Origin of the sequence: Nocardia sp. NPDC088792, assembly GCF_044750615.1 — a bacterium.
In the GTDB taxonomy this organism is placed as follows: domain Bacteria; phylum Actinomycetota; class Actinomycetes; order Mycobacteriales; family Mycobacteriaceae; genus Nocardia.
Genome location: NZ_JBIVKC010000008.1, coordinates 465,459 through 476,996, shown reverse-complemented (window position 1 = coordinate 476,996; position 11,538 = coordinate 465,459). Strand labels below are relative to the sequence as shown.

Genomic DNA, 11,538 nt, shown 5'->3' with positions numbered 1-11,538 from the left:
CCATATGGGCAGGCCACGCAACTTCGACACCGGCACCGCCATCGAGCGTGCGATGGAGACGTTCTGGACCCATGGCTACGCCAACACCTCTCCCGCACAACTCGCCGAGGCGATGGGAGTCGGAAAAGGCAGTCTGTACAACACCTTCGGAAGCAAGCGGGAGCTGTTCGAGCTGGCACTCGCGGAGTACGACCGGATCGGCGTTGCCCTGTGCCGCGACACGCTCGCGCAGCCGGGAAGCACGCGCGAACGACTCCGGGCATGGATGCGATTCACGGTGGATTCCGACCAGACCGAACCGGTCAAGCGCGGCTGCCTGATCGCCAACACCGCACTGGAACTCGCGGCGTTCGACGCGGAGGCCACCCGCGCCGTCCAGATCGCCAACGGGCACATGGCCGATGCGTTCACCGAACGCATCGAACAGGGACTGCGGGACGGCGACGTGCGGGACGGGACCGATGCACGCGCCTTCGCCGAGTTCGTGCTCAACACCATCCAGGGCATGCGAGTGCTGGCCAAGTCCAGCGACGCCGCGGTGCTGTACCGGATCATCGACACCGCACTCGCCGCACTCTGAATTCCGGGCCGCTACCCGCGGCCTTTTCTTCTACCCCAATTTTTGACCTTAAGTTCAAGAAAGGCAGCATCATGGATCTCGGACTGCACGGCAAGACCGCTCTCGTCACCGGCGCCAGCCGCGGCATCGGGCTCGCCGTCGCCGAAGCCCTCGCCGACGAAGGAGTTCGCGTCGTCGGCGTGGCCCGCACCATCACGCCCGAACTCGAAAAAGTCGCGGCCGCAACCATTTCCGCCGACCTCAGTACCAGCGAAGGCGCACGCACCGCGGTCGAGGGAGCGCTCGCCGAACTCGGCGGGATCGACATCCTGGTCAACAATGTCGGCGGCGGGGACGCGAAACATCTCGTCCTCGGCGGCGTGCTCGACATTCCCGACGAGCAGTGGCGAAACCTGTTCGACCTCAACCTGTTCGGCGTCGTCACCACCACCCGCGCGGCGCTGCCCAGCATTATCGCGCGGCGCGGCGCCATCGTGACCGTGTCCTCGATCAACTCCCGGCTGCCCGCGGTGGGACCGGCCGGCTACAGCGAGGCCAAGGCCGCGCTCACCGCCTTCAGCAAGCGGCTCAGCGAGGAGTTCGGGCCGCAGGGCGTGCGAGTGAACACCGTCGCGCCCGGGCCGGTGGCCACGGCGATATGGCTGTCCGAGGACAATATCGGGGCGAAAATGGCCGCCGCCAACGGCATTACGCAGGAGCAGTTCGTGGCGGCCATGCCCGGGCAGTTCGGCGTCGCCACCGGACGCATCAGCGAACCCGCCGAAGTGGCCGCGCTGGTGGCCTTCCTGGCCTCCGAGCGCGCCGGAAACATCAACGGCGCGGACGTCGTCATCGACGGCGGCACCGTCAAGACGGTCTGATCGCGGCGGGCGGTCCCCGGCCCAGCGGCTGCCCGCGCAGGAACGGCCCGTGCACTCGAAAGGGTCACGGGCCGTCGGCATTACGGAGACAGCTCAGCGGCTACAGGTACAGGCCGGTGCCGTGCTCGGAGCGCTCGTTGGCCACCGCGTGCAGATCACGTTCCCGCAGTATGTAATACGCCTGCGCCTGGATCTCGACCTCGTACTGGTCCTCGGCGCTGAAGAGCACCTGATCGCCCACCTGCACCGCGCGGACATGCGAACCCACGCCGCACACCTCGCCCCAGGACAGGCGCTTGGCCACCTGTGCGGTGGCCGGAATGAGGATGCCACCGCTGCTGCGCCGCTCGCCCGCATCCTGATTGAGCTTGACCATGACGCGGTCGTGCAGCATTTGAATCTCTAGCTTGGGATCGGGCACCGCGGCAGTGTACTGCGCGGGCGCCGGGACACCGCGCGGGTATCAGTCCTTCGACTCCGGCGGAACCGAGTCATTCCGCTCCGGCGGAGCCGAGTCATTCCGCTCCGGCGGAGCGACGATGCGGCGGATGGCGTCCTTGGTCCAGGCGCGCACCTCCTCCGGATCGGCGTCCGGGCCGACGAGGAACTCGGCGACCTGCGGCAGCGCCAGCGGATAGTTGATCGCACTCATGAGCAGCATGAGCGCCTGACCGGGCGGCATATCCTGCCGCATCAGGCCCTTGTCCTGCGCGACGCCCACCTTCTCGCGCTTCTCCTGGTAGCGGCTGCAGCGCAGCTCGGTCGCGGAGGCCTGGCCGGGGCCCAGTTCCAGGGCCTCCCACATCTGCAGGCGCAGCAGCTCGGGGTGGCGGCGGTGGTAGTCGATGTGCTGGTCGATCCAGGTGTCCAGGTCCTCGATATCGGTGGTGACCGAGGCGGCGACCTGCAGCATCGTCTTCTCCAGCACCTGCCGGAACAAGGTTTCCTTATCGCCGAAGTAGGCGTAGATGAGCTGTTTGTTGGCCTTGGCATTGCGTGCGATGCGGTCCATGCGGGCGCCGGCAATGCCGTATCGGGCGAACTCGTCCGTCGCGGCCTCGAAGATACGGGCCTTCGTAGCCTCCGGATCCCTGGTAGCAGCCATGCCTCCGATGGTAACCAACTAATTGGTTGACAAGGCGGGGATGGGAATGGAATTCTTCAACCAACCGGTTAGTTACAACCCTCGAAAGCTTCCGGCGCAATGGCGCGCCAACCCCCTCCCACCCCTGCTTCCCCAACGGGAGACTGTCGTGACCATTCTCGAAAACAGGACCGCCACAACGGTTCCGGCGCTCGGCGACACGGAATTCGCCGCCCGGTGGCGCGTCCTGCCGGTCATCCTCACCGCCATGTTCATGGCCATGTTCGACTGGTTCGTCGTCAATGTGGCCGCCTCCTCACTGCAGCACGACCTGCACGCCGGCGAAGCCGCACTCGAACTGATCGTCGGCGGCTACGGATTCGCCTATGCCAGCGGGCTCATCACCGGCGGACGACTCGGCGACCTGCACGGACACCGGCGACTGTTCGTCATCGGCATGCTCGCCTTCACCGCCGCCTCACTGCTGTGCGGCCTCGCACCCAACGCCTGGGCCCTCGTCGGATTCCGCATCCTGCAAGGCGCCACCGCGGCGCTGATGGTGCCGCAGATGCTGGCCCTCATCAACACCCTCTTCCCGCCGCACGAACGGCCCCGCGCCATGGCCGCATTCGGCGCCACCATCGGCATCGGCGCCGTCTCCGGACAGGTACTGGGCGGCGTCCTGCTCGACCTCGACCTGTTCGGCTGGGGCTGGCGGAGCATCTTCTACATCAACGTGCCCATCGGACTCGCCGCCGCACTGCTCGCCTTCCGCTGGCTGCCCAAGCACGAACAGACCCACCGGCCCAAGCTGGATCCCATTGGCGCGCTCGGCATCTCGGCCGCCCTCGCACTACTGCTGGTGCCCATCACCCTGGGCCGGCCCGAAGGCTGGCCGGCGTGGACCTGGATCAGCATGCTGGCATCGATTCCGGTGCTGCTGCTCACCCTGCGCTACGAAGCCCGGCTGCGGAACCGCGGCGGTGAACCCATCCTCGACACCGAAATGGTGAGCGAACGCGGCTTCAGCCTCGGACTGGTCATCGCGGGCGGATACCTGACCTTCTTCGCCGGATTCATGCTGTGCCTCACCCTCATGCTGCAGAACGGGCTCGGATTGTCGCCGCTGCGAGCCGGACTGGCCTTCGCGCCGCTCGGCGTGTGCTTCGCGAGCGCCTCGTTCTTCCTCGCACCGCGGGTGGCGCGGCGCATCGGCAACCGGGTGATGGTGCTCGGCACCACCACCAGCCTCATCGGACTGGGCATCACCCTCACCGTGCTGATCACCATGGGACGCGACGTCACCGCGCTCGCCCTCATCCCCGGCATGATGATCGTCGGCACCGGCAACGGGCTGACCATCCCCTCGGTGGTCGGGGCCGTCATGTCGTCGGGCATTCCCGCCAAGCAGGCCGGCATGGCAGCCGGCGTGCTCACCACCTCGCAGCAGTTCGGAAACGCCATCGGCGCAACGGTTCTCGGCGTGATCTTCTTCACCGCGCTGGGCAACAACCACAGCATCGGCGGATACGTCACCGCCATGGAGATGGCCGCCATCGGCGGCGTCGCGGTGCTGGCCGTCGTACTGGCGGCGGCGCTGGCCCTGCCGCGGGCGGCTCGCAGCAACTGAAAACCGGAGAATAGGGGTGTGACATCCGCGGGATGTCACACCCCATTCGGCTACTTTCGGAGAGTGGACCCGAACCGTTCTGCCGCCGACATCCATACCCTGCGCAGCCTGCTGCCCGAAGGCATGGTCGTCACCGATCCCGATATCCTCGACGCCTATCGACAGGACCGGGCGCTGGATCCGGACGCGGGGACCGCGCTCGCGCTGGTCCGGCCACTGACCACCGAACACGTCGCGGCAACCGTTCGATGGGCACACGAGCATCGGATGCCGATCGTGCCGCGCGGGGCCGGGACCGGCCTGTCCGGCGGGGCCACCGCACAGCACGGGGCGCTGGTATTGAGCACCGAGAAGATGCGGGAGATCAGCGTCGACACCGTGACCCGGACCGCGGTGGCGCAACCCGGACTCTTGAACGCCGAAGTCAAACGCGCCGTCGCCGAACAAGGGCTCTGGTATCCGCCGGATCCGTCGTCCTTCGAGATCTGCTCCATCGGCGGGAACGCCGCCACCAATGCCGGCGGGCTGTGCTGCGTGAAATACGGTGTCACAACCGATTACGTGCTCGGCATGGAAGTCGTGCTGGCCGACGGGACCGTGGTGCGACTGGGCGGGCCCCGGCTCAAGGATTCCGCGGGGCTCTCGCTGACCAAGCTGTTCGTCGGCAGCGAAGGCACGCTCGGGATCATCACCGAGCTCACGCTGCGGCTGCTGCCCGCACAACCGCCGCAGTCCACCGTCGTCGCCACCTTCCCGACACTGAGCGCCGCCACCTCGGCGATCCTCGCCATCACCGGCGAATTACGGCCCTCCATGCTGGAATTCATGGACTCGGTCGCCATCAATGCCGTCGAGGACGAACTGCGTATGGGACTGGACCGGGACGCGGCCGGACTGCTGGTCGCCCGATCCGACGCGCCCGGCAAGTTCGCCGGACACGAGGCCGACATCATGCTCGCGGCCTGTGAGAAGGCCGGGGCGACAGAGGCTTTCCGCACCGACGATCCGGACGAGGGCGAAGCCTTCTGCGCCGCGCGGCGATTCGCCATTCCCGCGGTGGAGCGCAGGGGCCCGCTGCTGCTGGAGGACGTCGGGGTGCCGTTGCCGCGGCTCGGCGATCTCGTCGACGGGATCGCCGAGATCGCGCGGCGCCGGGACGTGCTCATCTCCGTCATCGCGCATGCGGGTGACGGCAACACCCACCCGCTCATCGTGCACGACCCGAACGACCCGGACGAATCCGAGCGCGCGCATCTGGCCTTCGGCGAGATCATGGACCTCGCGATCGGGCTGGGCGGCACCATCACCGGGGAGCACGGCGTCGGGCGGCTCAAGAAGGCGTGGCTGCCCGATCAGCTCGGGCCGGACGTGATGGCGCTCACGCGTCGCATCAAGGACGCGCTGGATCCGCACGGGATACTCAATCCCGGAGCCGTGCTCTGAGTAACTGCCGGAACAAATCACCGTCCCGAGGGAGTTTTCACCCGACATGAGCAGTACCAGGCTGGAACACAACACCGACGCCACCCGCTACGAGATCTATCTCGACGACACCCTGGCGGGCTACGCCGACTACGCGGAGCGCGTCGAGGGCGACAAGAAGATCCGCGACATCCAGCACACCCTCACCTTCCCCGAGTTCCGGGGGCGCGGCGTGGCGGCGCAGGTCGTCGAATTCGCGCTGAACGATGCCCGCGCACAAGGCTTCTCGATCATCCCCACCTGCTGGTATGTCGAGAAGTACATTGCGGCGAACCCCGAATACGCCGACCTGGTCGGGTAGTTCGCGCGCCTAGTTGAGGCGCTGGCGCGGGAGCGGCCGGCGCCACACCAGGAACTGCCGGTCGGCGACGGTCAGCATCGCCTCCAGCACCTTCTCGTTGTCGAATCCGGGTAGCGCCTGCAACTTCGACAGGAACGCGGTATCGGCCGCCGAATGCGGCACCACACAACCCTTCCCCGTCGCCCCGATCAACACGAAGAACACGTCATCGGCGAACGGCCCGTCCGCCGTCGTGATCAACCGGACCTCCGCCAGCTCCGTCCACGCGACCTCTTCCACCCGTCCGTCGGCCAGTGTGCGCCGAACGAATGTGTCGTTGATTTCGACTCCGGCCATGGGTCCATAGTGCCCCCGGCATTCCCACACCAACACCCCTCAAACCTCCGATTTACCGCGGGAATCCGTCAAGACAAGCCCCGGCGAACCCCCACACCGCACATCGGCGGCGAACCCGGCCCCAAAGCAAACCTTCAGCAACTCAAACGAATTCACCTCACCGTATGGCGCGGCACCACGACACGCTGAGAGTTCACTCCGCAGCCAACCGATCCACCACCGCGTCAGTAGGCCTGGGTTTGCGAGTAGGCGCAGGAACCGTCCCAGTTGTAGACCGTGCAGACCCATTGGTATTGCCAGATCCAGGTCCAGTGGGCGCAGGTGCCGTCGTCGGTGTAGTACTCGTCGCAGGTCCAGTAGCCGTCTCGCATGGGGGTCGGCGCGCCGGCGGTGGCGGTGGCCGCGGGGAGGGCCCCGAACGACAGGGCGAGGGCGATGCCGGCTCCCGCCAGAATCCTTCCGGCAGTGCGGGTTCCGAATCGTGGAGTCATGTCTCCTCCTAGATGTTTCCTGGTGGAAACGTTAGGAAGAATCGGGTCGGGTGAATACCGCCGGGACCGTCAACGGGCCTGGAATGCGCTGCTCAGGGGGAACTTTCGGGTTTCCGGTCCGGAATTCGGCCCGCCCGGAAACGGGAACGGAGGCGGACCGAGTGGAACTCGGAACCGCCTCCGGAAGAAGAGGTATTGGATCAGTGCGGGATCAGCGGAGCAGCTGACGGCTCATGACGACGCGCTGGATCTGGTTGGTGCCCTCGTAGATCTGGGTAATCTTGGCGTCGCGCATCATGCGCTCCACCGGGAAGTCGGTGGTGTAGCCGGCGCCGCCGAAGAGCTGGACGGCGTTGGTGGTGACCTCCATGGCCACATCGGAGGCGAAGCACTTCGCCGCGGCGGAGATGAAGCCGAGGTTCTTCTCGCCACGCTCGGCGCGGGCGGCCGAGGTGTAGACCATGAGACGGGCGGCCTCGATCTTCATGGCCATATCGGCCAGCATGAACTCGGTGTTCTGGAAGGACGCGATGGTCTTGCCGAACTGCTTGCGGTCCTTGGTGTAAGCGATCGCGGCATCCAGGGCGCCCTGGGCGATGCCGACGGCCTGCGCGCCGATGGTCGGGCGGGTGTGGTCCAGGGTCTGCAGGGCGGTCTTGAAACCGGTGCCGGGCTCGCCGACGATGCGGTCGCCGGGAACCTTGCAGTTCTCGAAGTACAGCTCGGCGGTGGGGGAACCCTTGATGCCCAGCTTGTGCTCCAGCGGACCGACCACGAAGCCCTCGTCGTCCTTGTGGACCAGGAACGAGGAGATGCCGTTGGCGCCCTTGTCCGCATCGGTGACGGCCATGACCGTGTACCAATCGGACTTGCCGCCGTTGGTGATCCAGCACTTGGAGCCGTTGATGATCCAGTCGTCGCCGTCCGCCTTGGCGCGGGTGCGCATGGAGGCGGCGTCGGAGCCGGCCTCACGCTCGGACAGCGCGTAGGAGGCCATCTTGCCCGCGACGATGTCGGAGAGGACCTTGTGCTTGAGTTCCTCGGAACCGTTCAGGATCAGGCCCATGGTGCCGAGCTTGTTCACCGCCGGGATGAGCGAGGAGGAACCGCAGACGCGCGCGACCTCTTCGATCACGATGCAGGTGGCGACCGAGTCGGCGCCCTGGCCGCCGTACGCCTCCGGCACGTGCACGGCATTGAAGCCGGCCGCGTTGAGGGCGTTCAGCGCCTCCTGCGGGAAGCGGGCGTTGCCGTCCACATCCTTCGCGTACGGGGCGATCTCCTTCTCGGACAGGCCGCGGATGGCCTCGCGCAGCTCGTGGTGGAAGTCCTCGAGCTGGAACAGGTTGAAGTCGGGGTTGCCCGCCATGGGGTTCGTCTCCTGGTCGTCGGGGGGATCGCCGCTGGTTGTCCAGCATCTCCAACTGCGCGGCACTCAGTGCCATTCGAAGCCGAGTATACGCCGCGATATCGCGACCACGTGCAGGTATCTACCGGTCAATGCGTGGCACGCAGTGTCAGATTCGCCACTGCGGGCATCTCACAGCGTATCGAGCCGACGCGCCAGGAGATCAGCGACCTGCCGGGACGGCATGCTGCGCGGAAAGACCGCCACCACCAGCTCGTCCTCACCCCCGCGCACCGCCCCCGTACCCCGCGGAATCCCCGCCAGCGCCGACCGCAGATCCGCCGCCCCCGCATCCGACTCCCCACGCACCATCCGCCGCAGCAGATAGTTGTGCGTCGCCGTCACCGCCGCCGTGAACTGCACCAACGCCAGATCCGACGAACCCGGCAACCGGCTCCGCAGATAATCGGTGAACAACCGCTCATACCGGAAGACGGTCACGATCTCCCGCTCCCGCAACGCCGGCACCTGCCGCACCACCCGATACCGCCGCGCGGCCAGCTCCCGCCACTGCGTGAACCGCTCGAACACCTCGACCACCGCCGCGCACACCGCATCCCACGGATCCCCTTGCGCCGCATCCAGCGGAGTGCTCTCCAAGAAGGCCCGCGCCTGCTGCAACTGCGACTCGTGATCCGCGAAAACCACATCCTCCTTCGACCGGAACTGCCGGAAGAAGGTCCGCCGCGAAATCCCCGCCGCCTCCGCGATCTCATCGACCGTCGTTGCCTCGTAACCCTTTTCCGCGAACAGGCGCAACGCCTGATCCACCACGGTCAGCCGGCGGGCAGTCTCATTGAGGTCGTGAGGCATCCGCACACCGTAGCCCGGCCGCACGGAGCGATCGATCAGCTGTGGCCGAGTTGTTCCTCGTTGATGAGGTCTTCGAACTCCTCCTGGAGTTCCTTCATCTCATCGGGGAAGACCCAGCGCTTCATGGCGTAGAAGCGGAAGGCCATCTGCAGGAGATTGCCGATGATGAAGGCGCTGAAGAAGTCGGCGATGTTCTCGGTGGTGAAGCTGACGTTCGGCTGGCGCAGGTCGAAGACGTAGCTGGACACCCACAACGGGAGGCTGGCCAGGCCGACGCCGATCCCGCTGACGATGAAGAAGAGCAGGGCCTCGTGATGCTTCTCGCGGCCGCCGCGCTTGTCGAACGTCCATTCGCGGTTCAGCACGTACGAGGCGATGACCGCGATGGTGCCGGACATGATGCGGGCGATCGTCGGCTTGGTATCCATGACCGTCCACTTGAGGACGTAGAAGATCCCCAGGTCGATCACGAAAGTGGTGGCGCCGACAATCGCGAACTTGATCAGCTCGTAATGCCGGTCCGCGAGCTCCCGCGCGGGGTTGGGCAGGCGGTTGACCACCTTGTCGACAAATGACACGGAACGAGTCTACGTCGCTCGAATTCGCGGCGGGCACCCGCCGGGAGGGCCGGGGTGGGTGCCATGACAACATTGACCAGCGTGAGCGCCCGTTCCTTCGATTCCTCCGCGATGCCCACCGTCACCATGATCGGCGGCGGTCAGCTCGCGCGCATGACCCATCAGGCGGCCATCGCGCTGGGCCAGCGGCTGCGTGTGCTCGCCGAACGGCCGGACGACCCGGCCGCGCAGGTGACGCCCGAGGTCGTGCTCGGCAGCCATGACGACCTGACCGCGCTGCGCAAGGCCGCGGTCGGCTCGCATGCCCTGACCTTCGATCACGAGCAGGTGCCCACCGAGCACCTGGAAGCGCTGATCGCCGAGGGCGTCAATGTGCAGCCGACGCCACAGGCCCTCATCTACGCCCAGGACAAGCTGCGGATGCGCCGCAAACTGACCGAACTCGGAGTGCCGATCCCGGCGTTCGCGGAAGTGACTTCGGTCTCGGATGCGGTGGCGTTCGGGGACGAGCACGGCTGGCCGTTCGTGCTGAAGGCCGTGCGCGGCGGTTACGACGGCCGCGGCGTGTGGATGCCCGCCGACGCCGCCGAGGCCACCGGCCTCGTGGAAGATCAACTGGCGCACGGCGTTTCACTCATGGCCGAGACCAAGGTGGATCTGAAGCGGGAACTGTCGGCGATGGTGGCGCGCTCCCCGTTCGGGCAGGCCGCCGCCTGGCCGGTGGTGGAGACCGTGCAGCGCAACGGCCAGTGCGCCGTTGTGATCGCGCCCGCTCCCGATCTCGACGACGTGAAGGCCACCGAGGCCGAGGCGCTGGCCCTGCGGCTCGCCGCCGAACTGGGCGTCACCGGCGCGATGGCCGTGGAGCTCTTCGAAACTCACTCGGGTGAGCTGCTGGTCAACGAGCTCGCCATGCGCCCGCACAACTCCGGCCACTGGGGCATGGACGGCGCCTGCACCGGTCAGTTCGAGCAGCATCTGCGCGCTGTCCTCGATTACCCGCTGGGCAGCACCGAGCCGCTGGCGCCCGTCACCGTCATGGCCAACATCTTGGGCGCGGCCGAGGCGCCCGAGATGTCCATGGACGAGCGCCTGCATCATCTGGCCGCCCGCATCCCCGAGGCGAAGGTGCACCTGTACGGCAAGGGCGAACGCCCCGACCGCAAGATCGGGCACATCAATATCCTCGGCGACGAGGTCGCCGCCACACGCGAGCTGGCCGAGCGCGCGGCGCACTGGATGTCGCACGCGGTATGGACCGACGGATGGGATCCGCATCATGACTGACACCCCCACAGCCCAGGTCGGCCTCATCATGGGCAGCGACTCCGACTGGCCCACCATGGTGGCGGCCGCGGAAGCGCTGGCGGAGTTCGGCGTTCGCTTCGAGGTCGGCGTGGTCTCCGCGCACCGCACTCCCCAGCGCATGCTCGACTACGCGAAAGATGCCGCGGGCCGCGGCATCCAGGTCATCATCGCCGGCGCGGGCGGCGCCGCCCACCTCCCGGGCATGGTCGCCTCGGCTACTCCGCTCCCGGTCATCGGTGTCCCCGTCCCCCTGAAGTTCCTGGACGGCATGGACTCCCTGCTCTCCATCGTCCAGATGCCCGCCGGTGTCCCGGTCGCCACGGTCTCCATCGGCGGCGCCCGCAACGCGGGGCTGCTCGCAGTTCGCATCCTCGCCGCGGCCGACCCCGAATTGCGTTCCCGCATGGAGCAATTCCAGGCCGACTTGGAGAAGCTGGTCCTCGAAAAGGACCAGGCTCTCCGCACCCAACTCCTGGGCTGAGCCTGTCGTCTCCTCCGGACCGGAAAGCCCGGAGGGGGCGCTGACCTGCATATTCAGCATTATTCGGTGGATCGGCGGGGTTCTTTCCTTCTAACGTTTCCAAGCGGAAACAAACTAGGGGGAACGGAAATGAGTCCACGGATCGGAACCAGTGCGGTTACCCGGAACCTGGTCGGCGTCGGGATC

General features: G+C 66.9%; 14 protein-coding genes. 7 read left to right on the top strand and 7 right to left on the bottom strand.

Going from position 1 to position 11,538, the window contains the following annotated elements:
• Nucleotides 1–4 precede the first annotated feature (4 nt).
• Nucleotides 5–580 carry a TetR/AcrR family transcriptional regulator gene (locus ACIP5Y_RS44515; RefSeq protein ID WP_400359664.1) on the top strand — a complete coding sequence of 192 codons (576 nt, stop codon included), beginning with the start codon at nt 5–7 and terminating at the stop codon, nt 578–580.
• Between the two features lie 71 nt (nt 581–651).
• Nucleotides 652–1,440 carry an oxidoreductase gene (locus ACIP5Y_RS44510; protein WP_400359662.1) on the top strand — a complete coding sequence of 263 codons (789 nt, stop codon included), beginning with the start codon at nt 652–654 and terminating at the stop codon, nt 1,438–1,440.
• 100 nt (nt 1,441–1,540) lie between these two features.
• Here ACIP5Y_RS44510 and ACIP5Y_RS44505 read toward each other — a convergent pair whose 3' ends face one another.
• Nucleotides 1,541–1,861 carry a GroES family chaperonin gene (locus ACIP5Y_RS44505; RefSeq protein ID WP_400359660.1) on the bottom strand — a complete coding sequence of 107 codons (321 nt, stop codon included), beginning with the start codon at nt 1,859–1,861 and terminating at the stop codon, nt 1,541–1,543.
• A gap of 42 nt (nt 1,862–1,903) precedes the next feature.
• The gene (locus ACIP5Y_RS44500; RefSeq protein WP_400359658.1) at nt 1,904–2,545 is read right to left on the bottom strand and encodes a TetR family transcriptional regulator; all 642 of its coding nucleotides are present in this window, start codon (nt 2,543–2,545) and stop codon (nt 1,904–1,906) included.
• Nucleotides 2,546–2,693: 148 nt separating this feature from the next.
• Between ACIP5Y_RS44500 and ACIP5Y_RS44495 the strand changes: the two genes are divergently transcribed.
• The 3 genes from ACIP5Y_RS44495 (at nt 2,694) to ACIP5Y_RS44485 (ending at nt 5,937) form a co-directional block, all read left to right on the top strand.
• Nucleotides 2,694–4,154, top strand: a complete 1,461-nt coding sequence (locus tag ACIP5Y_RS44495) for an MFS transporter (protein WP_400359656.1) — start codon at nt 2,694–2,696, stop codon at nt 4,152–4,154.
• A gap of 123 nt (nt 4,155–4,277) precedes the next feature.
• Nucleotides 4,278–5,597 carry an FAD-binding oxidoreductase gene (locus tag ACIP5Y_RS44490; protein ID WP_400359803.1) on the top strand — a complete coding sequence of 440 codons (1,320 nt, stop codon included), beginning with the start codon at nt 4,278–4,280 and terminating at the stop codon, nt 5,595–5,597.
• Between the two features lie 46 nt (nt 5,598–5,643).
• Nucleotides 5,644–5,937: a GNAT family N-acetyltransferase gene (locus tag ACIP5Y_RS44485; protein ID WP_400359654.1), complete on the top strand. Its 294-nt coding sequence runs from the start codon at nt 5,644–5,646 to the stop codon at nt 5,935–5,937.
• Between the two features lie 9 nt (nt 5,938–5,946).
• On the opposite strand, the gene ACIP5Y_RS44480 is transcribed toward ACIP5Y_RS44485, so the two are convergent.
• From ACIP5Y_RS44480 to ACIP5Y_RS44460, 5 genes are all read right to left on the bottom strand, one after another.
• A complete protein-coding gene (locus tag ACIP5Y_RS44480) occupies nt 5,947–6,273 on the bottom strand; it encodes a hypothetical protein (RefSeq protein WP_400359653.1) in 327 nt (108 codons plus the stop codon).
• Nucleotides 6,274–6,497: 224 nt separating this feature from the next.
• Nucleotides 6,498–6,764 (bottom strand): hypothetical protein, encoded by a 267-nt coding sequence (locus tag ACIP5Y_RS44475; RefSeq protein WP_400359649.1) that lies wholly within the window; start codon nt 6,762–6,764, stop codon nt 6,498–6,500.
• Nucleotides 6,765–6,975: 211 nt separating this feature from the next.
• Nucleotides 6,976–8,133, bottom strand: coding sequence for an acyl-CoA dehydrogenase (locus tag ACIP5Y_RS44470; protein ID WP_400359647.1), 1,158 nt, complete (start codon nt 8,131–8,133; stop codon nt 6,976–6,978).
• A gap of 171 nt (nt 8,134–8,304) precedes the next feature.
• Nucleotides 8,305–8,985 carry a TetR family transcriptional regulator gene (locus ACIP5Y_RS44465; protein ID WP_400359646.1) on the bottom strand — a complete coding sequence of 227 codons (681 nt, stop codon included), beginning with the start codon at nt 8,983–8,985 and terminating at the stop codon, nt 8,305–8,307.
• A gap of 35 nt (nt 8,986–9,020) precedes the next feature.
• Nucleotides 9,021–9,563 carry a GtrA family protein gene (locus ACIP5Y_RS44460; RefSeq protein ID WP_400359644.1) on the bottom strand — a complete coding sequence of 181 codons (543 nt, stop codon included), beginning with the start codon at nt 9,561–9,563 and terminating at the stop codon, nt 9,021–9,023.
• A 63-nt stretch (nt 9,564–9,626) separates the two neighbouring features.
• Between ACIP5Y_RS44460 and ACIP5Y_RS44455 the strand changes: the two genes are divergently transcribed.
• Together ACIP5Y_RS44455 and purE are read left to right on the top strand one after the other, a co-directional pair.
• Nucleotides 9,627–10,850: a 5-(carboxyamino)imidazole ribonucleotide synthase gene (locus ACIP5Y_RS44455; protein WP_400359642.1), complete on the top strand. Its 1,224-nt coding sequence runs from the start codon at nt 9,627–9,629 to the stop codon at nt 10,848–10,850.
• Complete coding sequence (gene purE / locus ACIP5Y_RS44450; RefSeq protein WP_397006943.1) at nt 10,843–11,352, top strand: 5-(carboxyamino)imidazole ribonucleotide mutase; 510 nt, start codon at nt 10,843–10,845, stop codon at nt 11,350–11,352. The genes ACIP5Y_RS44455 and purE overlap by 8 nt, the downstream gene beginning before the upstream one ends.
• Nucleotides 11,353–11,538 lie beyond the last annotated feature (186 nt).